Consider the following 26,230-nt stretch of genomic DNA (forward strand, 5'->3'; position numbering starts at 1 on the left):
CGGATGACACCTTGAGTTCCGCGTGCGTGTAAACTGGCGGCGCCGGCTCGTTACTCAGGAGGTTCACAATGTCGCTTTCCCGCCGCCAGTTTCTTGCCGCGTCCGCCACCGTCGCGTCCGCGGGCTTTGGTGCCGCCATCGATCCGATCAAGCGTCCCGGTGACAAGCCGGACCTGAAACTGGCACTGGCCGCGTACAGCATGAGGCAGTTCCTCGACCTGAAAAAGCCGACGATGACCCTGTTCGAGTTTATCGACCTCGCGGCCGACCTGCCGCTCGACGCGATCGAACTCACGTCCTACTACTGGGCGGAAACGACCGACGCTTATGCCGAGAAACTGAAAGCACACGCGACCAAAAAGAAACTCGCGATCTCGGGTGTACCGGTTGGCAACAATTTCTGCGTGCGGGACGAGGCCAAGTACAAGCTGGAAATTCAGAAGGTGAAGGACTGGACCGTGCTAGCGGCGAAGGTGGGCGCAACGACCGTGCGCATCTTCGCCGGCGCGCTCGAAAAAGGCGACACTCTGGAAGCAGCGCAAAAGCGCGTGGTCGCGGCGGTAAACGAGTGCTGTGAAGTCGCCGAAAAACACGGCATATCACTCGCGCTGGAGAACCACGGCGGCATCACCGACACACCCGAGCACCTCCTCGACCTGGTGAAACCGGTGAAGAGCAAGGCCCTCGGTGTGAACATCGACACGGGCAACTTCAAAACCACCGATCCCTACGCGGACATTGCGAAGATCGCCCCCTACGGCGTGGTGTCGCAGGTGAAGACCGAGGTGTACCCCGGTGGGAAGGTCCAGGACGCGGACCTCGCTCGAGTCGTGAAGATCCTCAAGGACGCGAACTTCCACGGGTTCGTCGCGCTGGAGTACGAGGGGAAGGAAGACCCGAAAGTCGCCGTGCCGAAGCACGTCAAAGAACTGCGAAAGCTGATTGGGTGACAGGCCCCACTCGTAGGCGAACCCCGCCCGCAAGGGCGGCGGGTGGCGCTCTCGTGGAACGGCACCCCCCGCCCTTGCGGGCGGGGTTCACCTTACCTGCGGTCCGTGCGGGCCGGGTTCGCCTTGCTCCAGTCCCAGCGCGGTCAGCAGCATGTCCTTCACCTGCGTCATAGGTACGCTCGCGGCGGGCATCGGGCCGTGGCCGATGAGGATGGGCCGGTCCAATGGGTCGGCCGCCGCGAGGCCGTGACTGCCGCGCACGATCGCCCCGTCGAGTGGGACCACGTCGAACGTCGTGCGGAACCCGAGTTTTTTCTGGAGGAGCCGGCGCGCGCTGTGGAGCTTGGGGAACCGCAACCGCGGGTCGAAGAACAGTTCGCACGGATCGAAGCCCGGTTTCGCGTGAATGGCCACCGCGTGGGCGTAATCCGGGCAGAGCGCGTCGTCGAGCCAGAACGGGTACGCGAACCAGGCGTCCGGCTCGGACAGCAGCACGAGGTCGCCGCTCCGCTGGTGGTTGAGGCCGAGCTCGGCGCGCTCCTCACCGACGTACAACTTTGCGACGCCGGGCACCGCGGCGAGAACCGCGCGCACGCGGGCGAGGTCTTCGGAATCGCGAACGTAGACGTGTGCGAGTTGGTGATCGACCACCGCGAACGCCCGCGAGCCGTACAGATCGAGCTGCTCACCGAACGGCCCCTGGCGCACTTCCAGTAACTCGGCTTCGCGCAGCGCGCGGTTCAGGTACACCGGGCGCGTCACGTCGCAGTGCCCGTACTCACTCACCACCCACACTTGCGCGCCGAGTTGAGTGGCCATATCGAGTATCGGCGCGCAGGCGTCGTCGAGTTCCTTCACGCACTTCGCCATGTCACAGCCGCTCGGCCCGAACCGCTGCGGGTCGTAGTCGAGGTGCGGCAAATACACGAGCGTCAGAGTCGGCTTCTCGAACTGCATGACGTTGGCGGCGGCATTGGCGATCCACTGCGTGGACTTCAACCCGGCCATCGGTCCCCAGAACGACGGGAACGGGAACTTCCCGTACACGCGCTCCAGGCCCTCGGCGATTTCCGGCGGCGAGCCGGTGATGCCGAACGCCTTGTTACCGTCCACCGCGTAGTGCGGTTTCGGCGTCACGGAAATGTCCACCGCGGCGCCCTGGTTGAACCACCAGAACAACTTCGCGCTCTTGAACTCCTTGTTGCGCTCCTTCGCGCGCTGCCGGGCCGTTTCGTACACGGGCACGGCCTGGATGAGTCGATTGGATTGCTGCCAGAACCGGACCTCGTTCGTGCTGTGGAACCGCCACCCGTTCGCAACCACCCCGTGCTTGTTCGGCATCACGCCCGTGAGAAGTGTGGCCTGTGCGGTACACGTGACGGCCGGGAGCACCTCCGGCATGTCGGTGTACCAGCCGGTCGCCGCGAGCGCTTTGAGGCGCGGGGCGTGCTCGAGGAGCCGGGGCGTAAGACCGACCGCGTTGATTAGTACGATTGGTTGCATACGAACACGGTATCGAGGCGAAGCCCGTCCGTCAGGGCGGGAGCGAGGAGCGACGAAATGCAGACGCGACGACTCGGCAATTCGGACCTGAATATCACTACGATCGGTTTCGGGGCGTGGGCCATCGGCGGCGGCGATTGGGCGTTCGGTTGGGGACCGCAGGACGACGCGGACAGCATCGCCACAATCCGCGGCGCGCTGGACCTCGGCATCAACTGGATCGATACCGCCGCGGTGTACGGGCTGGGGCACTCGGAAGAGGTGGTCGCGAAGGCGCTCGAAGGCGTGAAGAATCGCCCGTATGTGTTCACGAAGTGCGCCCGCGTGTGGGACGAGCACCGGCAAATCGGGAAGAGCCTGAAGGCCGCGAGCATCCGCGCGGAGTGCGAGGCCAGTCTCAAGCGCCTGAAGGTGGACGTGATCGACCTGTACCAGGTCCACTGGCCCGAACCGCCGGAAGACATCGACGAGGGCTGGCAGACCGTTGTGAAACTCAAGGAAGAGGGCAAGATCCGCTGGGCCGGGGTGTCGAATTTCAGCGCGGAACAGATGGCGCAGGTGTCCGAATTCGGGCCGATCACCTCGCTTCAACCGCCGTACTCGATGATCCGACCCGAGGTGGAAGCGAGCGTGCTGCCGTACTGTCTCGCGAACAACATCGGGGTGATCGCGTACTCGCCAATGGCGAGCGGCCTGTTGACCGGCGCGATGACGCGCGAGCGCATTGCCGCAATGCCCGCGGACGATTGGCGCAAGGAGAAGAACAGGCACTACCAGGAACCGCTGCTGACGCGGAACCTGAACCTCGTCGAGCTGCTGAAAACGATCGGTGCGCGACACGGGCACACGCCGGGCGAGGTCGCGATCGCATGGGCGCTGCGCCACCCGGCCGTGACCGGTGCCATCGTGGGTGCTCGGAAGCCGGGCCAACTGAAGGAACTGGTCGGCGCGGCCGATTGGCGGTTGACGCCGGCCGAGATCGGTGAGATAGATGGGTACTTGAAAGCGAACCCGGCGTGAGCGCAGGAGGCAAAACAATGACCACTGTCACCCTGGCCGATGCGTGCCTTCGGCTACCGGAACTAATCGGCCTCGTGGCCCGGGGCGAGCACGTACTGATCGTTCAAAACGGTATCGCGCTCGCCGCGCTCACCCTCCCCGCGTTCGCGCCCCCGACACCGGAAACGGAAACCGCGCGCCAGGAGCAAATCGGTACGCTGTCCCGTCTGATCGCGCAGTGGCACGAAGAAGACGGCATCCCGTTCCCGCCCGCCGGCACGCCGGGAGAACGGGCGCAACCGGAGTCGCCCGCCGCATGATCTTCCCGACATTCGCCCCGCCGATTTGAACTCGTACTGCGAACAGCTCTCCCTCTCGCCACAGTTGACGCCACTCTCACCCGCGCCGCAGTTGCAGCACGGGTTACGATTTTTACCCCGTAGTCTTATTCCGAGGTGGACTCATGTTGCGCTGGTTGATGCTCGCCGCATTTGCGCTCGGTACGTTCGCTACGCCAGTGTTCGCGCAGCCCGGCCCCACGGCGGCGTCGAAGCCGCTCGCGGGCGCGGAACTGAAGGAATACATTCGTGCGAATTACACGAAGTACGAGTACCAGATCCCGATGCGCGACGGCGTGAAGCTGTTCACGGCCGTGTATGTTCCGAAGGACGACGCGCAGACCTACCCCATGATGCTGACGCGCACGCCGTACAGCGTCGCGCCCTACGGTGCGGACAAGTACCCGGACGCCCTGCGCCCGAGCGCGCAGTTCGTAAAGAGCGGGTACATCTTCGTGTACCAGGACGTGCGCGGGCGGTGGATGTCGGAGGGCGAGTTCGTGAACGTCCGGCCGCACAACCCCGCGAAGAAGGGGAAGGAAATCGACGAGAGCAGCGACACCTACGACACCGTGGAGTGGCTCACCAAGAACGTGAAGGGCCACAACGGGAAGGTGGGGATCACTGGCATCTCGTACCCGGGCTTCTACACGGTGTGCGGGATGATTGATGCGCACCCGGCTGTGAAAGCCGTCTCGCCGCAAGCGCCCGTGAGCGAGTGGTTCATCGGCGACGACTTCCACCACAACGGCTGTCTGTTCCTGCCGCACTGCTTCAACTTCATGTACGGGTTCGGCAAGAACCGCCCGGAGCCGACCAAGAAGGGGGCGCGCGACCGCTTCGAGCACGACACGCCCGACGGTTACAAGTTCTTCCTCGAAATGGGGCCGATCAAGAACGCGGACGCGAAATACTACAAGGGCGAGATCGCGTTCTGGAAAGAGGTGATGGAACACGGCACCTACGACGACTTCTGGAAGGCCCGCAACATCCGGCAGCACGTCAAGAACATCAAGCCGGCCGTGCTCACCGTGGGCGGGTGGTTCGACGCGGAGAACCTGTTCGGCGCGCTCGAAATCTACAAGCACGCGGAGGCGAACACCCCGCCCCAATTCAACCACCTTGTGATGGGTCCGTGGGTCCACGGCGGGTGGAGCCGCGGGGAGGGCGACCACCTCGGCGACGTCAGCTTCAACGCGAAGACGTCCGACTTCTACCGCGAGACGATCGAGTTCCCGTTCTTCGAGTACCACTTGAAGGGGGTGGGCGAGAGCAAGCATCCGAAAGCGTGGGTGTTCGAGACCGGCACGAACGTGTGGCGCAAGCACGATACGTGGCCGCCGAAGACGGCCAAAGCCACGAGCTTCTACCCTCATCCCGGCGGCGTTCTGTGGGGGAACGCTCATCTCGGAAAAGATGCGGTCGATTCAGCGACCCCACCGCCCGCGTTCGATGAGTTCGTATCCGACCCCGCGAAGCCGGTACCGTTCATCAACAAGACGGACATCGGGATGGTGAAGGAGTACATGACCGCCGACCAACGGTTCGCGTCCGCGCGCCCGGACGTGCTCGTGTACCAGGGCGAAGTGCTCAAGAGCGACCTCACCATCGCGGGGCCGATCGAGGTGGAACTGTACGTCTCCACCACCGGCACCGACGCGGACTGGGTCGTGAAGGTGATCGACGTGTACCCCGACGACTTGGCGGACCCGGACCCGAACCCGACCGGCGTGAAGATGGGCGGCTACCAGCAACTCATCCGCGGGGAACCGTTCCGCGGCAAGTTCCGCAACAGCTTCTCGAAGCCGGAGCCGTTCAAGCCGGGCGAAGTGGCGAAGGTGAAGTTCACCATGCCGGACGTGTTCCACACGCTGCGTCCCGGGCACCGACTGATGGTGCAGGTGCAATCGACGTGGTTCCCGCTGGTCGACCGCAACCCGCAAACGTTCTGCGACATCTACAAGGCGGACGCGAGCGACTTCAAGAAGCAAACGCACAAGGTGTATCGGGACGCAGAACACCCGTCGCGCATCACTGTTGGCGTAATCAAGTGAGGAATGCAGCGAGAGAAATACAGCCCCGGATAAACGCAGATCACGCGGATTAAAGCAGAAGACGGAATGGCCACAAAAAGGCACAAAGAGCGCAAAAAAGAGAGCAGAGGTCAGAAGGCAGAGGACAGGAGTAAAACGCGGAAGACAGTACGACTGAGAGCATTGATTGAGCCTCGATCGGGGCTGGAAATCATTCTCTTGTCTGATCTGCGTAATCTGCGTGATCCGCGGTTCTGCCTTCTTGAATGCTGCTCTGTCCTTTGTCCTCTGCCTTCTGATCTCTGCTCTCTTTTTTGTGCCCTTTGTGCCTTTTTGTGGCCACTCCGTCCTGACCTGCAATCCACTAAAGAGCGCGGCTGAGATGAGTGAAGATGCAGCGTTCATCGCGGCGATACTCGCCGCCCCAGACGATCGAACTGCGTTACTCGTTTACGCAGATTGGCTCGACGAACGCTCCGATCCGCGTGCCGAATACCTGCGGTTGGTCGCGGCTGAAAAACCGAACCAGCGGCGCCTGACACAAATTCGCCGCGCCCTTGATCCAATCTGGGTACGAATCGTAACCGAGCGAACGGCTGCGGATTCGGTGTGGATTATTGAGGGGGCGCTCGCGAACTGCCTCGGGGAGATTACGGACGTGCGTCAGAACCGCGCTGGCACAGTAGTAGCGACGGTACGGTTCACGCTCCGGGGCCAACCGTCGCACGTCGAGGTGCCGGTTTTGATGACCAGGAGCGTCTCGGTACCAGTGGGTTAGGAGAGTATCCCCTTCACGACTTCGCCGTGGACGTTGGTCAGCCGGCGCTTGATGCCGTTGTGGTAGTACGTCAGTTTCTCGTGATCGATGCCGAGCAGGTGCAGCACCGTGGCGTGGAAGTCGTACCACGCCACCGGGTGTTCGGTCACCTTCCAGCCGATATCGTCCGTGCTCCCGAACGCGGTACCGGGCTTGCACCCCGCACCGGCCAGCCAGCACGAGAAGCCGTACTTGTTGTGGTCGCGGCCCGTACCCACCACGTTCCCGGCGCTCTGTGTGAACGGCGTGCGTCCGAACTCCGTGGTGAAAATCACCAGCGTGTCCTTCAGCATGTCTTTCTGCTTCAAGTCTTGAAGCAGGGCCGCGATGGGGCGGTCGATGCGCCCGGCCTCTGCGGAGTGGTTCTCCAGCACGTTCTCGTGCGCGTCCCAGCTCGTGCGCGGCGTCCCCGCGATCGGCCCGCCGCTGTAAATCTGCACGAAGCGCACGCCCTTTTCGAGCAGGCGCCGGGCGAGCAGGCACCGGCGCCCGCAGTCCGCAGTCTTCGGGTTATCGAGCCCGTACTGCGCCTTCAGTTTCGCGGGCTCCTTTGACAGATCCGCGACCGCGGGGACCGCGAGCTGCATCTTCGCCGCGAGAGCGTAACTGTTGATGCGGGCCGCGAGGTCGCCCTCGTTGCCGCTGCGATCCAGGTGCATCGCGTTGAGCGCGTCGAGTGCGGCACGCGCGTCTTTCTCTTCGTTTGCGGGAATCGCTCGCTCCGGGAACAGATCGCGCACGGGCGAATCGCCGCCGCGGAACACGACGCCCTGGTGCTGCGCCGGGAGGAACCCGCTCGACCAGTTCGACGCGGCGCCGTTCGCTTCGCCGCGCCCGTCCGGCAGCACAACGAAAGCCGGGAGGTCGTCGGCCTCGGTCCCGAGTCCGTAACTGAGCCACGAGCCGAGCGCCGGGTACCCGTTGAACTGGAACCCGCTGTTCAGCACGAAGAGCGCCGGCGTGTGGTTCGCGCTGTCCGCGGTCATCGAGTTGATGACGGTGAGATCGTCCGCGACCCCGGCAATGTGCGGGAACAGGTCCGACACCCACAGGCCGGATTTCCCGCGCTGTTTGAACGCCCAATCGGGCTTTCGCAGCAACCCGACCTGCCCGAAGAACACGTCCGGCTTGCTGTCGCTGCCGAGCGACTTACCGTGCCGCTTCGTCAGTTCCGGCTTGTGGTCGAACGAGTCGATGTGACTCATCCCGCCGACGAGCGAAATCTGAATCGCGCGCTTGGCTTTCGGGGGGTGGTGCGGTTTCGCGCTGACCGCGCCGTCGCGCGCGAGCAGGTGCAGCGCAGCGGCAGACGCGAGGCCGTTCGCGGACCAGGAGAAAACGTCGCGTCGAGAGGGGAGCATCATGTGGGGTCCGTGTTGTGGCTTGTTGTGTTCTGCAACCGCCCGATGTTAGCCTGCTCGACTACAGTCGCGTCGCACCCGTGCAACGACTCAACTCACTCCACGGTCACGAACTCGTTGCTGTTGAACAGCACGCGGCCCAGCGCCTTGAGTCCGTGATCGTTGACCAACTTCACCGCGAGTTTCCGTTCGTCTCCGGTCGGGGCGCGCTGGTACGCGAGCAGCCACGCGCGGGTGACTTGCTCCTCCACCCCGTTGGCGCCTTTCGCGACGCGAGCTGCGAACGCATCGGCCGTGCGGAGCGCGAAACCGTTGTTCCACAGCGCGAGTGCCTGAAGCGGCGTCGTGGTGACCGCGCGCCGCGGGGCGGCTGCGGCCGGGTCGGGGCAGTCGAACGTATCGAGCAAGCCCTGATTCGCGCCGCGCGGGGTGAACCGGTACACGCTCCGCCGGTGGAACTCCGCCCCCACCGGATCGAACGGATCGAAGTACGCGGTGCCGTTGAAGTCGCGCATCGTGTAGTCGCTGAACCCCTTCCCGCCGACCTCCGGGTTGAGCAACCCCGAGGTCGCGAGCATCGTGTCGCGTACCGCTTCGCCCTCCAGTCGGTGCGGCTTGTACCGCCACAACAAGCGGTTGTCGGCGTCTTTTGCACTCGCGTCTTTTCGGGCGGCGGATGATTGCCGGTACGTCGCCGAGGTGACGATGAGCTTGTGGAGCGTTTTGAGACTGTAGGTGTGGTCCGCGAACTCGCTCGCGAGCCAGTCGAGTAGTTCGGGGTGTGACGGGCGACCGCCGTTGAATCCGAGGTCGTTCGGCGTTTCGACAATGCCCGTACCGAAGTGGTAGTGCCACACGCGATTCACGATGACGCGGGCGAACAGCGGGTTGTTCGGCGCGGTGATCCACTCCGCGAGCTTCTTGCGCCGGTCCGCATCGGTCGCGTCCGGCGCGAGTCCGAAATCCGCTTTCGGTCCGGTTACGGCCCCGAGCCCTGCGGGGGCCACGACCGCGCTGGGCGTCGCGAGGTCGCCGCGAATCAGGAGGCGCGTCACGCCCGGTGCTTGGGGGATGTTCGCGTAGATTTTTGCGTTCGCGGCGCGCTGACGGAGCGCGCCCAATTGCCCCGTGAGCGTGTCGTGTTGTGCGCGGAGCGTGGTCCGCGTTGTGCGGTCTTCGGGGGTGAGTTTCGCATCGAGTTCGGCCTCACTGACGAACCCACCGCCGGACCGGAACGAGGCTTCGATCTCTTCGAGTGAGAGTGCCTTGTCGTAGAGTCGCGCGGTGCTCACCGTGCCGGCGAGCATCTTGTTTCCGCCGGCCGGTTCGTGCCGGCAGCCGAACACGATCACTGCTTTTTCCGCCCGAAACCCGAGCGGGCCTTTGGGTGCGTAGCCCGTGCCATAAAGCTTGCCGTTACGGTAGCCGGTGATGGTGCCGTCCGCGCTGAACGTGATGGCGAAGTGAACGAACTCGTTCGTCGCGCTCTTTTCTTCTGAACCGCCGAACGACTTGTAGCGCACGAACCCGTTGCTGCCGGCCATCCACCGGGCCGGCTCGTTTTCGCCGAACACGATCGCATCGAACTCGTTCCCGTCGGGTGTCTGCACGGAGATGATGCCCCCGCCGCGTTGCGAGAGGGAATCGAGCTTCACCCAGGCTTCGAGGGTCTTGGCCGTCAGGTCGAAGGGTAAAACGGGCGTGCGCAGGAGCGCGGTCTTGCCGTCGAGTACCGCGCCATCAGGGGTCAATTTCGCGTTCCCGGCGGGCTTCGCGTGCAGTTTACCGATGAGATCGTCACCACCCCTTCGGAAATCCCACGCGGCGACAGGGGACGGGGCGAGTTTGTCGGACTTCCCCGCGCCCTTCTCGGCCAGAACCGCCTTGCGTGCGGGTTCCTCGATGGCTGCGAGCTTCTTCGTGAGCGCGTCGAGTTCTTTGGCGAGTTTGGCGATTTCACCATTCACCTTCGCATCGGGCACCGCGCGTTCGCCGAAGCCCACGCCGCCGAGCGCGGATGCGAGCCGGTAAAAGTCCGCCTGGGAGATGGGATCGAACTTGTGGTCGTGGCACCGGGCACAGTTCGCGGTCAGCCCGAGGAACGTTTGGGCTACTCCGCCGACGATGTCTTCGAGTTCGTCTTGCCGCGCGACCGCGCGCATCTGATCGTTGCCGAGAACCGTGTTGTGAACGCCGGCCACCAGGAATCCCGTCGCGCGCACGGCGTCGGGATCGTTGGGCTTGAGCACGTCCCCCGCGAGTTGCAGTTTGGCGAACTCGGTGTAGGGCACATCGGCGTTGATGGCACGAATCACCCAGTCGCGGTAGTACCACGAATTTTCGCGCGGCGTGTTTCGCTCGAAGCCGTCCGTTTCGCCGTAGCGCACCACATCGAGCCAGTGGCGCGCCCACCGTTCGCCGTAGTGCGGTGACGCGAGCAGGCGGTCGACCACTTTCTCGTAAGCGTTTGCGTCCTTGTCTTTTACGAACGCTTCGACTTCTTCCGGGGTCGGCGGCAGCCCGATGAGGTCGAAGTACACGCGGCGAATGAGCGTCCGCCGGTCCGCCTCCGATGAGGGGGATAGCCCCTTCTCGCTCAGCTTCGCGACCACGAAGCGATCAATGGCGTTTCGCGTCTCGTGCTTCGTGTTCGGGGCTTCGGGGAGCTTCGGGCGCACCACGGGTTGGAGCGCCCACCAGTCGTACCCGGCGCGCGCGTCCGTCGTGAAGCGGAACGGGTCGATCGGGTCCGTGCCCCACTTCGCCCCGCTCTCGATCCACTCCTTGAGCAGCTTCTGTTCGGCTTCCGGGAGCGGCTTTTTGGGCGGCATTTCGCCCGCCGCGACACGCTCCCACAGTGAGCTGCTCGCGGGCTTGCCGGGCACAACGGCTGGCGCGGCCGCGGCAAACACCCCGGCCTTGCGCGAGAGATCGAGTTTACCCTTCGGCTTCGGCCCGCTATGGCAATCGACGCACCGCGCAGCAAGTAGCGGCGCGATCTGCTTGTCGAAATCGGGCGGCGCGGCCGTGGCGCTGGAAACGAACAGGAAGGAGATGAGAGAAAGGACAGTGCGCGGCATGGTGAACTCGGCGCGACCACGAGGCGGGTGAGGTCGCGCCATTGTCACCGATTTATCGCTTCGGTTCAACCGCTGACCCGCACGGCGCGTTCGTCCCGTTCGCCCAACTCGTCCAACGGGCGGGCGGCTCCCAGGCGGGCGCGAGTTTGAGGTGCTTGTTCAAATACGGGTTGAGCGAGTGATCCATGAACAAGTCGCGCGGGTAGGTCGCCGACGGGCGCGTGGTGAGCGGGTCCAGGAGCCCCGCGTACACGCACGCCTCGGCGACGAGTTCACTGCAAAAGTAGCTCTCGTGGTTGATGCCGTGCGGCTTACCAACGAACGCAGTGCGGATCGGCCCGCGCGTGCGGAAGATCGTGAGCTGCCCGGCCAACCGCCGAATGGCGAACTCCCGCTCGTTGGTCGCCAGTGCGAACTCGGTGAGCTTGGCGGATTGCTCGGATGTCAGGGGGCACGAGCGTGCCCGCACCCACACGCGGCCCTCCGCTTCGTAACTGAACATGTGCGGCAGCGTATCAAGTACGCGACACTTCATTGTGTCGTGCGGCCCGCCCTCGAGGATGCCCATTTTCCCGTCGGGCATCGCGAACACGATCATCGAGTGCGTCGGGTGACTCGTCCCCGCGAAGTTGTGCATCAGCTTCCAGAAAATCGACCCGTCCGCACTCAGTACGATGTCGCCCGGTTGGGGCACATACGGGCGCGCCGGCCCGCGCAAGAGGTGATCTTCCTTGAAGACCGGCCGCCACAAGTACGAGCCGGGCGGCTCGGGCTTGCCCGAACCCGGGAACGCGAGGTTCGCGACCTTCTCGCGGATGCGGGCCTCGACGGGCTTCAAGTAGAACGGTACCCGCCGTTCCTTCGCCAGAGGAGGGGTGAGGGGCGGTTGGCTCGGGTAGGGGTACGGCGCGGGATCGCTACCGATGGCACACAGGGCTACCAGACAGAGCGGCGTCATGCCGGGAACTCCGTTGCGGGCGCAGAACCACGTTTCTATTTATCGATCGCTGCGCCCCACCGCGTTCCTCCTCTCTCTGCAACCGGGGGAGGCACTCGGGGTTCGGAGCCGATGGTACCGATTGTAGCGGCGCGGTGCGGATAACTTTTCAATCGGAACTGTCACCATTACTTACCCAGACGGTAAGATATTCCCAGTTATCCCAACCTGACTGCCCACCGTCCGAGGCACCTCATGCGCACCCGCCTGCTGCTGCGCGCCGGCCTGATCGCCGCGCTCGCGATACTCTCCTTACACGCCGCGCCGGTCGGCGCGAAGCAACCACCCCCAAAGACCGTACCGAAGGCCGGTGACCTCAAGAAGTACGACGACGTTATCACGAAGGACTTCACCACGACGACCGGCGTGTTCGCGGTCCACCGGCACGACGACAAGCTGTACTTCGAGGTGCCCCAGGACAAGCAGGGGCGCCTGTTCCTGTGGCAGGCCGAGGTCGCGAAGGGACCGGGCGGCGGCATGTTCGGCAGTTGGGGCGGCGCGGCCCTCGGCTCCGCGGTGCTGAAGTTCGAGCGCCGGGCCAACAAGCTCTACTTGTGGAAAGTCGGGTTCGCGAAGCGGTCCGACGGGAAGGCGGTGCAGGCCTCCATCGACGCGAGCGCGACCGACTCCATCATCGGCGTGTTCAGCGTCGAGTGCGAGGGCAAGGACCGGTCCGCGGTCATCAACGTGTCGGACGCATTCATCTTCGGGTTGAACGACCTGCCCATCACCCGGGCTGCGGGGGCCGCGGGCGCGAGCGTGGACTCGGCGCGGTCGTACCTCTCCGAAGTGAAAGCGTTCCCGGGCAACATCGAAGTGCGGGCGCTGATTACGTTCCGCGCCAGCGGCGGGCTCGGCGGGCCGGGGGGCTTGGGCGGCGCCAAGAGCGTAACGGCGCTCGTTCACCACAGCCTCGCGATCCTGCCGGAGACGCCGATGCAGGGTCGGCTCGCCGACCCGCGCGTGGGGTACTTCACCGAAGAATTCGTGGACTACTCGCACTCCAAACAGTGGGCCGTGGCCCGTGAGTTCATCACCCGGTTCCGGCTCGAAAAGAAGGACCCGGCCGCGGCGGTCAGCGAAGTGGTGAAGCCGATCACGTTCTACCTGTCGAAGGAGATCCCCGAGAAGTGGCGCCCGTTCATGAAGCAGGGCGTCGAGGACTGGGCGCCGGCGTTCGAGAAGGCCGGGTTCAAGAACGCGATCATCTGCCGCGACGCGCCGACGCGCGCCGAAGACCCGAACTGGGACCCGGAAGACGCGCGCCACTCGGTCATCCGCTGGGTGGCCGAGCCGGTGCAGAACGCGATGGGGCCGAACGTCCACGACCCGCGCTCGGGCGAGGTCATCTCCGCGCACATCATTTTCTGGCACGACATGGTGAAGACCGCGCAGACGTGGTACTTCGTACAGTGCTCGGCGGTCGATCCGAAGGCCCGCAAGTTCCCGCTCCCGGACGACACCACCGGCGCGATGATCCGGTACGTGTGCGCGCACGAAGTGGGCCACACGCTCGGGCTGCGCCACAACCACCGCGCGAGCCAGGCGTTCTCGGTGAGCCAGTTGCGCGACCCGAAGTTCTGCGCCGAGTACGGCAGCGTCGCGTCGATCATGTCCTACGGCCGGTGCAACTACGTCGCGCAGCCCGAAGACAAGGTGGACCCGAAGACCCTGCTGCCGAAGATCGCCCCGTATGACAACTTCGCCATCGAGTGGGGCTACAAGCCGGTCGCGAGCGCGAAGACGCCCGACGACGAGCGCAAGACGCTCGACGAGTGGGCCGCGAAGCAACTGGACAACCCGTTCCTGCGGTTCGGCGGCGAGGACGGCCCGTCGATGGTGGACCCGACCGTGCTCACCGAGAACATCGGGAGCGACCCGATCCAGGTCACCACGTGCGGCCTGAAGAATTTGGACCGCGTGCTCGAACACATGCTCGCCGCGACGACCGAAAAGGGCGAGGACTACGCGCTGCTCGAAGAGGTGTACGAAGAACTCCTTAACGCGCGCATGGGCTGGTTCATGGCCGTGGCGAAGCAGGTGGGCGGGGTGGTGGAGAACCGCACGCTCGGCGGGCGCGGGGGCGAAGCGTTCGTCCGCGTGCCGAAGGACAAGCAGAAGGAAGCCGTGAAGTTCCTGCTGGACAACGCCTTCACCACGCCGACGAAGTTGCTCAACCCGGGCCTCGTGAACCAGTTCAAGTTCTCGGGCACGGGCAGCGACATCTCGGGCCAACAGCGGCTCATGCTCCGCAGCCTGCTGAGCGCGGGCCGACTGGCGCGGCTCGCGGACGCGGAACTGCTCGCGCCGGACAAAGCCTACACCGCGGTGGAACTGGTGAACGACGTTCAGACCGGGCTGTTCTCGGAACTGAAGACCGACGCGCCGAAGATCGATCCCCTGCGTCGGCAACTCCAGCGCGGGTACGTCGATTTGCTGAAGGCGGAGTTCCAATCGACCGGGTCCGCAGCGCCGGTCGGCCCGGCGGGGCTCGGGGGCGGGGCCGCCGGTCCGCGCCCGGCGAGTGAGTTGCGCGCCGTCGGGCGCCAGGCGCTCGGCACGCTGGCCGGTCAACTCGAGGCCGCGAAGAGCAAAGCCAAAGACCCGCTGACGGTCGCGCACATCGACGACCTGCACAGTGAGATCACGACCATTCTCGCGGCCGACAAGAAGAAGTAGAGGATCGCGTTTCGCGCCGAAGGGGTTGCCTCTCGTGGCCAGAGCCATGAGAGGCAACCCCTTCGGCATTTACGAACGGTGCGCCGGCCTACTTTACCGCGAACGTGCGCTCGGCGATCTTGGTGACCGGGCGCAACGGGATCGGCTTCAGCACGTCCAACTCGAACGGTTCGCCGACGCGGTTCCCGCACACGTCTTCCAGGCGCGCGTCCACAACGAGTTTGTACTCCCCGCGCGCCCACGGGTTCTTCGGCGCGAACGTGACCACACGCTCTCCTCCACCCACGGTCAGCGTCCCCTCCACGGTCTTGCCGGTCGCGTCCGTCACCCACAGCATCCGCCCGAGTAACGCGCGGTCGAGCGGCTTGGCCAGTTTGACCACGAGCGGCGCGTCCGAACGCGCACGCGGCGCGACCACCGACCAGTCGTCCGGCCACACCGGTTGGTCGTCCGGCGCGAGCACGTCAAAGGTTTTCTTGTGCGCGGCCGTGAGCGGGCGCCCGTCGAGATCGTGCCAGTTCGCGTCCACTTCAAAGGTGTACCGGTGCCCCTCTTCGAGAATCGGGCCGTCTTCCTCCCGTGGCTTCAGCCCGCGCTTTACGCGCCCCGGGTCGAAGAGCAGCGTGAGCCGCAGCCCGTCGGCGGACCACAGTTCCTCATCGATCTCCAGGAAGGGAAATTCGACCCGCGTGCCGTCCGCGCGCACGAGTTTGACGTGCTTGTAGACGTCCCCTCGTGCGACCGGACCCGAAAACTGCACATAGAAGCGGAGCGTGTTCTCGGGCAGCCGATTTGCCGACGGGAACACCCCGACCACGCTAACGCGCGGGCCGGGGGGCGGCTTCGGGATGAGCACCGCGAGCGCGAATGGCGCGGACTCGATCTTCGTGCGCGGCGCTGCGGTGAGATCGCAGAACACGCGGTATTTGGTCCCCGGCACGAGCGGAAACAGGGGATCGAACTTCAATACGTCGGCCGTAACGCTCCACGAACCCGCGACCGGCGGCTTCTTGGCCACCTCGTCCGCCGAACCCTCGTCCACGACTAGGCGCGCCACCTGCGGCCACTCGGCTGCAGTTAACTTTGCGTCCGCGAGTGTGGTGAGGTGTGCCTTCTCGACGCCCACGATTTCGACTACGGGGGGCGCGCCGGGCTTCGCGGAGACGAGTTTCGCTTGGGGTTCAGCGCCAGTCGCGAAAAGTGTTGGTGTGAGTAGCGCGAGTGTGATGGCACACGCGCGCAGTGCGGTCGCAATCATGAGTGATTCCGTGCGGGTGGGGCTTCGCCGGATTGTACCGGGAACGCGCGCCCCATGCACGGAATCGCGCCGGAACGATTACAACCGCGGGATCAGCGACTGGAATGGCTCCACGCAGGCATCGTCCACCTCGCGCGCGGCCATGAACGCCGGGAAGAGCACCCCGATGAGGATCGCATAAATCCCCATTTTAACGGCGACGATCAGAACGAGCGTGAACAGGTTCACGCCCGCGTTCGTTTCGATGAGTGACGCCACGACCAGGAACATGATGAGCGCGATCAACCCCGGTCCGCCGGCCGCGACCCCGGCCGTGCGGGTACACTTGTGGGCCAGTTCCTCGTCCAGGGCCGCGCGCGCCAAGCACGAGAGCATCATCATGATGAGGACGGTGCGCACCATTTCCACGACGCCCGTGAACATCGAGACGACGAACTGCCCCTTCGGGGTGAACCCTTGTTCTTGGTAGACCGCCATCGTGAGGTAGAACATGGTGGCATCGAGCCGAGTCGGGAGCAACTCCCAGCGCGACACGTCCGTCGATTCCGCGGCGAGAAGTCCCACTTCCTTGCCCTGAGAGACGAGGGTGAGCACCAGAACGAGATGGATCACGGTCGCGACCGCGGCCGCGATGCCGTACTGCCAGTGCCCGGGCGCGCGCGGACCGGAGAGGCACAGCCCGATCCCGACCGCCGCGAGAATCCAGTTAATCAGCCCCAGAATGCCCGCGAGCGTGATGTACATCATGCTCGGGGAGATGAACCGGAGCAGCGCGAGCTGGAAGAAGAAAATGATAATCAGCACCATCGACAGCATGAACAGCACGAACGAGATCCAGATCAGCCGGCACCCCCACGCGGCCCGCTCGAACGCGCGGCGCCGGGCCGCCTTTTCGTGGGTGGCGAGGGTTTCGTGCGTGCCCGACCTTCGGCGCTTTTTCTTGCGCTCTCGCTCGTCTTCCTCGGTGAGCGGATCGAAATCCCGGTTCGCGCTCGCTCTTTTGCGCGGCCGGTCGTCATCGTCCCCGTCGTCAACTCGCGCCGATTTGCGGGTCCGTGCCCTCGGCTCTTCGCGGTCCTCGTCTTCGTCGTCCTCTGGTTCCGGCGCCGGGTCGTCGGCCGGTGCGAACACGGTCTTGCACGCGGGGCACCGCACCAGGGCGGTGGTCCCGTCGGGCACTTCGAGTCCGCTACCACAGTCGGGACAGGTGAGTAACACGTGGGCTTCTCGTGCTCGTGTGGGTCAGGACCGGCGGGTGCAGGCGTCCCGGGTTCGGAGAGCCGCCAGCGCGGGCGTGAGCATCATGAACGTGTACGCGGCGAGGGTCGCGACTATCATCAGCATCCCGAGGTGGGCCATTGTCGAGGGTCCGAATTTTGCCTCCGCGAGCAGAACCGTCATGAACAGGATTCCGAGCACGGTCCCACCGAGGACAAACGCCGAGATCATCACCCCCGTTTGGGCCTTTTCCGCCGCACCATAATCGCGCGCCGCTGATGCGAGACCTTTGAGTGTAATCAGCACGAAGATCAGGCGCAACACCTCGCAAATCCCGGCCAACAGCGAAACGATGTATTCCCCGCCGATCGCTCGCGATTGGTAAAAGAGTACCGGCAAAAAAGCACCCACGGACGGGAGCGCGGACACCATCGACATCCACGCGAACGACCCCACCCCGCCCAACCCGCGGGCGAACCCGATCCCGCTGCCCCCGTGCAAGTTGCTGAACGTGACGCCTAACAAGATCAGGTGAACGCTCGACAGGACGGTCGAGGTGATCGCCATTCCCCGCGCCTTGGCCGGCCCCGCAATGGCGAACGAGCACCCGACCAGCCCCACGATCCAGGCCCCCAGCCCGATCAGACCGGGGAGGACGACGAGGATCTCCAGGGCCGATTCCACCCCGGCCCCGCCGCCGCCACCACTTCCGCCGCTGCTACTTCGCGAGGAAGGACTCGAACTGGTCGCCGCGGCCACCCCGACCCACGCGATCAGTGCGTACAGAGTGAGTAGCCCGTAAGCCGCGAGGTTCAGCCAAAAAGAAATCGACAGCAGTAGCGCGGCAACTTTGCCCTTCGCGAACGCCGCGCGCTTGCCGGAGCGCGGTTGCTCGTCCTCTTCGTCTTCGTCGCGGCGCTTCTTTTTCTTCCGGGGCCGATCGTCCTCATCTTCGTCTTCGTCGCGGCGCCGGCTTTTGCTCCGCGGGCGATCGTCTTCGTCATCTTCGTAAGAGCGCGTTTTTTTCTTCCGGGACCAGTCGTCTTCGTCCCCATCGTCCTTGTAGTGCCCGAGCCCCTTCCGCGGCTTCTCGTCCACGACCTCAAAGTCCGCGTCGTCTGCGACAACGGGTTTTGTGGGTTTCGGAACTGCGAGCGATCGTGATCCCGGTGCGGGAGCCTTCGGTGCGGGGGTATCCGCCACCTCGAATGCGTTTGCTTGAGACTCAATTATGGGGAAGATCGTGCCGCATTTGGGGCACTTCGCGCTGCCCTTCGCCCCGTCGGGGATCTTCAATTGGGTGGGACACTTGGGACAAGTAACAACCGGCACCGGGGCGTCCTCGGCGGGGAGCGGTGTGTGAGAATTATTGTTTTAACGTGTCCCCCGCCGGGTGAGCAATGCCGGATACCTGGAAGCGCGGAGTGCAAAGCGCGGAAGTGAAACGGAAAAACACCCCAAATTCAACGACCTAACCATTTTCATTTCGCGCCCCGCACTCCGCACCCTCGCTCAAGCCGTTCCCAACTCGGCGAGAATGGTCGCGGCCTTGTTCGCGTCCGTGACGGTGTCGAAGGTCGCGTAGCCGATGAACTTACCGCCGACAACGGACATCACCAGCCCGTGCAGGTTGATGCCGGCCATTTCCCAGGCCTGGGTCACGCGCCCGCCCAGACCGGCCTTGTCGTCGCCCTCGACGCGCATGACGATCGGCTCGCCGACCTCGTGCAGCCCCACGGCCCGGGCCGCGGCGATCTCGCCGGTGCCGTGGATCGGGGCCACGTACAGGTCGCCCATGCCCGGTTTGCTGATCGAGCGCTGGCTGTACACGTACTCCAGGTGCGCGCCGGCTTCGGCCAGTTTCTTCAACTTCGCCGCCGCTCCGCCCGGCTTGTCCTCCACCTCCGCGTGGAAGAGGTGGACACGCTGCATCTTGAAGCTCATGAGAGTTGCCTCCTAAATAATGTCGCGGGTGTGACGTGCTGCGCGACAGGTCTTCCATTCGGGATGATAACTCTAGCACGGTGCATTGCAACAGGTTAGCGTTGTTGAATCTCTCGCACACCGCCCCATGAGGTCCGCATGCGCCGATTCGCTGCACTCGCTCCAATTGTCATTGCCTTGTCACTGCCTTTCGTTCCCCCGTGCGAATTCATGCCGACCGTTAGCGCGAGCGCGGCCGCCGAAAAGGTGATCGCATTCAAAAATGCGACCGTTCACACCGCGGTCGATGACAAGCCCCTGCAAAACGGCACCCTCGTCATTCGGGGCGGCAAGATCGTCGATCTCGGGCTCGCGCCCGATGTCAATATTCCCGCGGGCGCGGAGGTGATCGACCTCAAAGGCGCGGTCATCATTCCGGGGTTAGTGGACACGCACTCGCACGTCGGCGTCGCGAGCCGCCCGGGGGTGTCCGCCAACAACGACCTCAGCGAAATGAGCGGCCCCGTGCAGCCGGGCGTGCGGGCGATCGACTCGTTCAACCCGGACGATCCCGGCATCCGCATGGCCACCGCCGGCGGCGTCACCACGGCAAACGTGATGCCCGGGTCCGGCAACGTCATCGGCGGGCAGACCGTGTACGTGAAGTACCGCGGGCGGAGCATCGAAGAGATGCGGGTCACGGGTCGGGCGGGAGAGAAAGAGATTGTCGGTGGCTTGAAGATGGCCAACGGCGAGAACCCGAAGGGGTACGGGCGCGGGAAAGGCGTCGCGCCGTTCACGCGCATGAAGGTCGCGGCACTTCAGCGCGAGACGTTCCAGAAAGCGAAGGAGTACAAGGCCAAAATCGATGCGGGTACCAAGGTCGATCGCGACGTGGCGCTCGAACCGCTCGTAGAGGTGCTCGAGGGCAAACGCACGGTCCACTTCCACTGCCACCGCGCCGACGATTTGCTCACCGCGGTCCGCATCAGCGAGGAATTCGGCTTCGAGATCGTGCTCCAACACGCGACCGAGGGGTACCGCGTGGCGGACGTGCTCGCGAAGAAGAAGGTTCCCGTTTCCCTCACGATCATCGACAGCCCCGGCGGGAAGGCCGAGACGATGGGCCTGCTCGAAGAGAACGCGGCCGTTCTGAACAAAGCCGGCGTGACGGTCACGATCAACACCGACGACAGCATCACCGAATCGCGGTTCATGCTCCGCTCGGCCGCGATCGCCCTTCGCGGTGGGATGAGCGAAGCGGAGGCACTCAAGGCCGTCACGATCAATGCGGCGAAGTTACTGCACCTCGACCACCGGCTCGGTTCGCTGACAAAGGGCAAGGACGCGGACTTCGCGATCCTCAGCGGCGACCCGTTCAGCGTCCACACGCGCGTGCAGCAAACCTGGATCGACGGTCAGAAGGTGTTCGACGAAACGACCGCTCGGGCCTACCGCGACGGCGGATTCGCGCTGCCCGCGGGCGAGAAATTGCCCTCCGAGGGGGTGCGTTTCGGGGAGGGGCGCCGGCCCGTTGCGAAAACCGAGAACCGCACGTTCGACGGGAACACGGCCGAACTGAAAGGCGCCATCGCAGTCCAAGCGGACCACATCCACACCGCGGGGCCGGTCGGCGCGTTCGCGGGCACGGTCATCGCGAAAGACGGGAAGGTGCTGCACGTCCTCCGCGGCGAGCACACGTTCAAGAACATGCCGGTGTATAAGGCGAAGCACGTGACGCCGGGGTTGATCGACCCGTTCTGCTCGGTCGGGTTGAGCGGCGCGTGGAACATCCCGGCGGACCAGGACCAGGACGAATCGAGCGACCCCAACCAGTCCGACCTCCGGGCGCTGGACGGCTTCAACCCGCGCGAACCGCTGCTCGACTTTCTCCAGGCGAACGGCACCACGGTCGTTCACGCGACCCCGGGCCGGCAGAACCCGATCGGCGGGCGCGGCGGGGTGTTCCGGGCGGACGGCGCCACGGTCGATAGCGCGGCGATTGTCCCGGTCGGCTCACTGGTTGTGAACCTCGGCGAGTCGTCGAAGGGCAAGACGCCGACGTCGCGCATGGGCGTGGCGGCGCTCGTGCGGAAGGCGTTCGCGGACGCTCAGAGCTACCAGAAACAAGCGGGAGCGGTGAAGAACGCGAAGCACGACGCACTGATCCCCGCGCTCGAAGGCAAAGTGCCCGTGTACTTCGCCGCGCACCGCAAGGACGACATCCAGACCGCGCTGCGCCTCGCGTCCGAGTTCAAGTTGAAACCCGTGATCGCGCTCGGCACCGAGGGCTACCGCATGGTAGAAGAACTCAAGAAGGCCGGCGTGCCGGTCGTGGTTCACCCGACGATGCAGCGCGCGGGCGGCAGCATGGAAACGCTCCACTCGTACACCGGGACCGCGCGCGTGCTGGAGGAGGCGGGCGTCCCGGTCACGATCTGCACCGGCTTCGAGGGGTACGTGCCCAAAACGCGCGTGCTGCGTCACGAAGCGGCGATGGCCGTCGCCGCCGGGATGCGCGAAGAACGGGCACTGCGTGCGATCACCATCAACGCGGCGAAACTGCTCGGGATCGAGAAGGAGTACGGCAGCATCGAGGTGGGGAAGGTCGCGGACCTGGTGCTGTACGACGGCGACCCGTTCGAGCACGCGACGCACGTCACGCAGACGATCATGCGCGGGAAGGTCGTCTACGATCGCGCCGACTACCTGAAGCTGCCGTTCGAGCGCCGCATTCTGCCGCTCATCGGGGGCGGGAGCGGCGCGGGGTGCTGCATGGGGTGGTGACGGACGGCCTTTCCAGGGACCGCGGGCGGGACGCCCGCGGTCTTGGGGGAAGCTTACTCGCTCAAGTCGTCTTCGGTGAAGAGCGTGAACCCCTGGCCCTCTAGTGCGGGGGCCGCGCTCTCGAAATCGTTCACATACACCGCGATGGCCGTGTTGCCCAGCGGCCCGACCCCGATGAGCAGCGGGTACATATAGCAGATGTTGATCTCCGCGCTGAGGAGCGCTTTGGTGATCGTCAGCAGCGGGCGGTCGTCGTCGGGCAGTTTCACCACGAGCAGGTCGCTCTCGGTGAACGCGAACTTCGCGGACGTGAGGATCTCGTACCCGCGCTCGTAGTCACTCGGCACGAGCCGGATGATCGCGCAGTCGGCCGTTTCCACCACGGTCAGCGAAACGACGCGCACGTCGGTCTGCTCGAAGCGCCGAACGAGATCGAGCAGCGCGCCCATGCGGTTCGCGAGGAACACGTTGAACTGGCGCACGCTCGGCCAACTGCGGCCCTTCGCGGTGTCAAATTCTACGTTGGCTTCATCGCCGAAGCTCATCTGAAGCTCCTGACCCGCGACATCGGCGGGGCGTGTGCAAAGGTTTGTACCCAGTGAGTTTAACCGGCGCGAAGGGGGCGGGTCAACGGAACTGCCCGCGCGGACCCGGTGGGTTCGGCCCCGGAGTTGCGAAACAACCAATCCGAGTGGCGCCTTCGGTTCTCGGTCCCGCCCCGGCGCGCGAGCGGTTATGCGCCGAGTTCGGGCTGTACCAATTTTGCCGGCCGCCCGGCCCGCGCGAGGATCGCTTCCGCCGCGAGGTACCCGCTGCGCACCGCGCCCTCCATCGTCGCGGGCCACCCGGTCGCGGTCCAGTCGCCGGCCACCGCGAGGTTCGCCACCGGGGACGCCTGTACCGGCCGCCACTGGTCGATGCCCGGCACCGCACTGAACGTCGCGGTGTGCTCGGTGACCACCTTCGCGCGAAGTAACTTCGCCAACCCGACCGGTGGAAACACGCGCGCGAGTTCGTCCACGATCCGCCGTTGAATCTCGTCGCGCCCGAGCCCCTTCAGGTCGCGCGCGGCGCTCACCACGACTTGCAAGTAGAACTCGCCCGGCGCGACCTCTCCGCGATCGAACACCCACTGCCCCAAGCAGTCGATCAGGACCGCGTGCGGCAACTTCATCACGGGCCGGTCGAACCACAGGTGAACGCTGGTAATCGGGGACGCCGTGAGGTTCTTCACGTTGGCGAAATACGGCTCGCGTGCGACCAGTTCTTCGGGCAGCACATCAATCACGCGATCGAACGGCACCGCCAGAACGTACCAGTCGGCGGAGAGCGTGGAACCGTCGCGCAGTTCGACGCCCCGAAGCCCCTTTTCCCCCATCGCCAAGCGCTTCACGCCCGCGTTCTCGCGCACTTCAACATTATGCGCTGACAGCCACGCGCGCAGTTCGTCGCCGTAGAGCCGGCCGAGCGGCACCGTCGGAACGTGGACGGTGAAGCCGTCGCGGTGGCGCACGAACCCGTCGCGGAACACCTTCCGCGCGTACTTCAGGCCCACGCGGTCCACCGTTTCGTTCAGCGCGCTCGTCAGCACGATCGCCCAGAAGCGCTCGATGGTGCGCGCGTTCTGGCGGTGCGCTTTTAACCACGGCAACAGCGGCGGGTCCGCGTCCGGGTGCTCCGCGAGCATCCGCACCAGACCGTAGCCCACCCGGAGCTTGTCCAGCGGCGTGAGGTAGTGCGCGCCCATTAGCGCGCGGCCCAGGTGAAAGGGGGCCGGCCACGGGTCCGCTTTGAACACGCTCGTCCGGCGGTCCGGCGTGACGAAGTAGAGCTTCGGTTGCGGCGCGAGCAGGTGATCGACGCCGGCGGTGCGGAGGAAGTGCGCGAGGTTCGTGCAGCACCCCATGCTGACGTGCTGGCACGCATCCACCATCTGCCCGGTCGTCGGATCGGTGAACGACCCGGCGCGCCCGCCGAGCCGCCCCCGTGACTCGAGCACCGTGACCCGGACCCCCTGCCCGGCCAGTCCCACGGCCGCGGCCAGACCCGCGAGGCCGCCGCCCACCACCACCGCGGACGCTGTCGCCATTACAGCCAGCCCCATTTCACGAAGTACCCGGACCCGCAGACGAGCACCTTGCGCCACTTGGGCACGCGCACCCGCCGGGTGAACACGTCGTAGTCGTGCCGCTCGATCTCGTCCAGCAGTCCGCGGTACGTGGCGTGCATCACGTGGAAGATCGCGCGCCCCTCCGTCGAGAGGAGCGGGAGGAGCCCCGCGCCGCGCCGGTAGTAGTCGCGCGCGCGGGCGATTTGGAACCGCATCAGCGCGCGGAAGTTTTCGGCCGCCGTAGGATCTCGCCACCGGTCCGGCGGGCACCCGAACCGCGCGAGTTCGTCGGCGGGCAGGTACACGCGGTCGCGGGTGCCGTCTTCGGCGAGGTCGCGCAGAATGTTCGTGAGCTGGAACGCGATCCCGGCCGCTTCCGCGCTCGGATCGGACGCGACGGGCGCCACGCCGGGGCGGTTCCCCCAAATGCGCACGCACGCCAACCCGACGGCCGACGCGACGCGGTAACAATACGGGTACAGCTCTGTGAACGTGCGCATCCGCACCGGCTCGGTGTCGGTCTCCATGCCGTCAATGGCGTCGAACAAGTATTGGGGCGGGATGTCGAACCGGTCCACGGTCCGCACGAGCGCCGGGTGAATGGGGTGCGTGAAGTGCCCCGCGAGTGCGGCGCGCAGGCTCCCGCGCCACGCCGCGAGCTTACCTCGCGCTGCAGCGCCGGCCCGCTTACAGCACGCGCCGGTCTTCTGTGCGGTGTCGGCCGGTTCGTCCGCGAGGTCGTCCGTCACGCGCATGTAGGCGTACAGAGCGTACATCGCGGCGCGCTTGGCCGGAGGGAGTAGCCGAAACGCGAACGGAAAGGAACTGTTCGCCGCGGACGTGATCGCGCGGCACGCGGCAAAAGACGCTCGCAGGGACGAGGGAGGAAGGGGGCGGGATGAAGCCAGAACGCCCGGCCCGGCTTCAAACGTGTCGGTTTCATCCCTCATCCGTGGCCCTTCGTTCTTCCGGCCGTCCGTGCCGAGTTACTGGCCAAAGTTCACCCGGACGCGCTGGCCGATGAGGAGCGGCGGCTTACCGGCCGGGGCGGGGTCGGTCACATCGATCACGGCCTCGATCACGCGCGTGTCACTACCGAGGAGGTTCTCCGCGGTGGAGCGCTTCGGTAGGAACGTGCTCCCGATGCCGCGCACGGTCCCGGTGTACGTCAACTTCGAGTCGCTGTGGTCCGAAATGGTGACCTGCTTGCCGATGCGGTCGTTGCCGATGCGGTGGGCGAACTCGGCCTCCACCTCGGCGCGAACCACACGCGGACCGGCCGGAATGAGCCACAGTGCCGGTGCCCGCGTGCTGATACCGAGCGTGGTCCCTTGACTGATCGACACCTGCTCCACGGTCCCGGCCGTCTTCGCCTTCACCACGCACATGTCTACTGCGACCTGAGCTTTGGCCTTCTCCGCCTCGGCCTGCTTCACAGCGGCCTCGGCCTGATCGATCGGGAGTTGGGCGTTGACCGCTTCGAGCGCGCCGAGTTTCGCTTTTTCCACTTCCAGTTCGTTGTAAGCCCCTCTGTACTTGATCTGGGCGTCGGCGTAGGTCGGGTCGATGCTCAACTTCACCTCCCACTCTTCGGCCGGGAACCCGTTTCGCTTGTAGGAGTCCTCCAAATTCTTCTTGATGAGGTTGCGGTACCCCAGCACGTCGCGGGCCCGATCATCGAGCGCCTCGACGCCCTTCTTCATGACCTCAATGCTCTTGGCGTGCCGCTTCTTCCCCTCTTTGGCCTCGGCGACCTTCGTCTCGGCGAGAGCAACGGCGGCCTTCGCGCTTTCGACGGTCGCTTGCGGAAGCGTCGCGTCGAAAGCGTAGAGTGGCTGATCGGCCTTCACCTCCTCGCGGTCCTTGACAAAGACCTTGATTACCGTGCCCGACGGGAGCACGGGCGGGAGGCCGTAAGAAACCGGTCCCGGGTCCGTGTCCACCGTCGCGAGGACGATCGTTCCGCCAGCCGCGCGCGGAGCGTCGCCCTTGGCCGGCGCGTCGGTGCTGGCGCCGTGAGTCAACTCGCGCGCACCGACCAGGCTACCGATCACCAGCGCCAGGCCGGTGATGATTAATACCGGCCGTGCCTTGCGAAGCCAATTCATGGGGTTCCTCCGGTGTGAGCCGTTGGTCGACAGCCGGGCGGCACCCGCGTGCCCCTCGGCTGTCGCTCG

19 protein-coding genes are annotated in these 26,230 nt (G+C 65.3%); 7 read left to right on the forward strand and 12 right to left on the reverse strand.

Annotated features, from left to right (window positions below; all coding sequences use genetic code 11):
* Positions 1-68 precede the first annotated feature (68 nt).
* On the forward strand, positions 69-950 hold the full coding sequence (locus tag J8F10_RS23445; RefSeq protein WP_210657986.1) for a sugar phosphate isomerase/epimerase family protein: 882 nt from the start codon (positions 69-71) through the stop codon (positions 948-950).
* Positions 951-1,037: 87 nt separating this feature from the next.
* Here the strand turns inward: J8F10_RS23445 and J8F10_RS23450 are convergent, their stop codons facing one another.
* The gene (locus J8F10_RS23450) at positions 1,038-2,453 is read right to left on the reverse strand and encodes an alkaline phosphatase family protein (protein WP_210657988.1); all 1,416 of its coding nucleotides are present in this window, start codon (positions 2,451-2,453) and stop codon (positions 1,038-1,040) included.
* A 57-nt stretch (positions 2,454-2,510) separates the two neighbouring features.
* Here J8F10_RS23450 and J8F10_RS23455 point away from each other — a divergent pair, with 57 nt between their 5' ends.
* From J8F10_RS23455 to J8F10_RS23470, 4 genes are all read left to right on the forward strand, one after another.
* On the forward strand, positions 2,511-3,473 hold the full coding sequence (locus J8F10_RS23455) for an aldo/keto reductase (protein ID WP_210657990.1): 963 nt from the start codon (positions 2,511-2,513) through the stop codon (positions 3,471-3,473).
* A gap of 17 nt (positions 3,474-3,490) precedes the next feature.
* A complete protein-coding gene (locus tag J8F10_RS23460; RefSeq protein ID WP_210657992.1) occupies positions 3,491-3,772 on the forward strand; it encodes a type II toxin-antitoxin system Phd/YefM family antitoxin in 282 nt (93 codons plus the stop codon).
* A 143-nt stretch (positions 3,773-3,915) separates the two neighbouring features.
* On the forward strand, positions 3,916-5,844 hold the full coding sequence (locus J8F10_RS23465; RefSeq protein ID WP_246523535.1) for a CocE/NonD family hydrolase: 1,929 nt from the start codon (positions 3,916-3,918) through the stop codon (positions 5,842-5,844).
* A gap of 166 nt (positions 5,845-6,010) precedes the next feature.
* Positions 6,011-6,601, forward strand: a complete 591-nt coding sequence (locus J8F10_RS23470; protein ID WP_210657994.1) for a TIGR02996 domain-containing protein — start codon at positions 6,011-6,013, stop codon at positions 6,599-6,601.
* Here J8F10_RS23470 and J8F10_RS23475 read toward each other — a convergent pair.
* From J8F10_RS23475 to J8F10_RS23485, 3 genes are all read right to left on the reverse strand, one after another.
* On the reverse strand, positions 6,598-8,004 hold the full coding sequence (locus tag J8F10_RS23475; protein ID WP_210657996.1) for a DUF1501 domain-containing protein: 1,407 nt from the start codon (positions 8,002-8,004) through the stop codon (positions 6,598-6,600). The genes J8F10_RS23470 and J8F10_RS23475 overlap by 4 nt on opposite strands.
* Positions 8,005-8,096: 92 nt before the next feature.
* Entirely contained in the window at positions 8,097-11,081 is a 2,985-nt protein-coding gene (locus J8F10_RS23480; protein ID WP_210657998.1) for a DUF1553 domain-containing protein, read from the reverse strand.
* A gap of 52 nt (positions 11,082-11,133) precedes the next feature.
* Complete coding sequence (locus J8F10_RS23485; RefSeq protein ID WP_210658001.1) at positions 11,134-12,039, reverse strand: hypothetical protein; 906 nt, start codon at positions 12,037-12,039, stop codon at positions 11,134-11,136.
* A 234-nt stretch (positions 12,040-12,273) separates the two neighbouring features.
* On the opposite strand from J8F10_RS23485, the gene J8F10_RS23490 reads away from it, so the two are divergent.
* Entirely contained in the window at positions 12,274-14,757 is a 2,484-nt protein-coding gene (locus J8F10_RS23490) for a zinc-dependent metalloprotease (protein WP_210658003.1), read from the forward strand.
* An 88-nt stretch (positions 14,758-14,845) separates the two neighbouring features.
* On the opposite strand, the gene J8F10_RS23495 is transcribed toward J8F10_RS23490, so the two are convergent.
* The 4 genes from J8F10_RS23495 to J8F10_RS23510 form a co-directional block, all read right to left on the reverse strand.
* On the reverse strand, positions 14,846-16,015 hold the full coding sequence (locus J8F10_RS23495) for a hypothetical protein (protein ID WP_210658005.1): 1,170 nt from the start codon (positions 16,013-16,015) through the stop codon (positions 14,846-14,848).
* A gap of 78 nt (positions 16,016-16,093) precedes the next feature.
* Positions 16,094-17,233: a hypothetical protein gene (locus J8F10_RS23500; RefSeq protein WP_210658007.1), complete on the reverse strand. Its 1,140-nt coding sequence runs from the start codon at positions 17,231-17,233 to the stop codon at positions 16,094-16,096.
* Positions 17,234-17,257: 24 nt separating this feature from the next.
* Positions 17,258-18,331, reverse strand: a complete 1,074-nt coding sequence (locus J8F10_RS23505) for a hypothetical protein (protein WP_210658009.1) — start codon at positions 18,329-18,331, stop codon at positions 17,258-17,260.
* A gap of 414 nt (positions 18,332-18,745) precedes the next feature.
* A complete protein-coding gene (locus tag J8F10_RS23510) occupies positions 18,746-19,177 on the reverse strand; it encodes an amino acid-binding ACT (RefSeq protein ID WP_210658011.1) in 432 nt (143 codons plus the stop codon).
* Between the two features lie 210 nt (positions 19,178-19,387).
* Here J8F10_RS23510 and J8F10_RS23515 point away from each other — a divergent pair, with 210 nt between their 5' ends.
* Positions 19,388-21,943 (forward strand): amidohydrolase family protein, encoded by a 2,556-nt coding sequence (locus J8F10_RS23515; RefSeq protein ID WP_246523536.1) that lies wholly within the window; start codon positions 19,388-19,390, stop codon positions 21,941-21,943.
* 53 nt (positions 21,944-21,996) lie between these two features.
* Here the strand turns inward: J8F10_RS23515 and J8F10_RS23520 are convergent, their stop codons facing one another.
* The 4 genes from J8F10_RS23520 to J8F10_RS23535 form a co-directional block, all read right to left on the reverse strand.
* Complete coding sequence (locus J8F10_RS23520; protein ID WP_210658015.1) at positions 21,997-22,488, reverse strand: acetolactate synthase; 492 nt, start codon at positions 22,486-22,488, stop codon at positions 21,997-21,999.
* Positions 22,489-22,676: 188 nt separating this feature from the next.
* Positions 22,677-24,032 (reverse strand): hydroxysqualene dehydroxylase HpnE, encoded by a 1,356-nt coding sequence (hpnE, locus tag J8F10_RS23525; RefSeq protein ID WP_246523538.1) that lies wholly within the window; start codon positions 24,030-24,032, stop codon positions 22,677-22,679.
* Positions 24,032-25,003 carry a phytoene/squalene synthase family protein gene (locus tag J8F10_RS23530; protein WP_210658020.1) on the reverse strand — a complete coding sequence of 324 codons (972 nt, stop codon included), beginning with the start codon at positions 25,001-25,003 and terminating at the stop codon, positions 24,032-24,034. Before J8F10_RS23530 ends, hpnE begins: the two co-directional genes overlap by 1 nt.
* A 36-nt stretch (positions 25,004-25,039) precedes the next feature.
* The gene (locus J8F10_RS23535; RefSeq protein WP_210658022.1) at positions 25,040-26,161 is read right to left on the reverse strand and encodes an HlyD family secretion protein; all 1,122 of its coding nucleotides are present in this window, start codon (positions 26,159-26,161) and stop codon (positions 25,040-25,042) included.
* Between the last annotated feature and the right edge of the window lie 69 nt (positions 26,162-26,230).

This window comes from Gemmata palustris, from assembly GCF_017939745.1.
Taxonomy (GTDB): Bacteria; Planctomycetota; Planctomycetia; order Gemmatales; family Gemmataceae; genus Gemmata; species Gemmata palustris.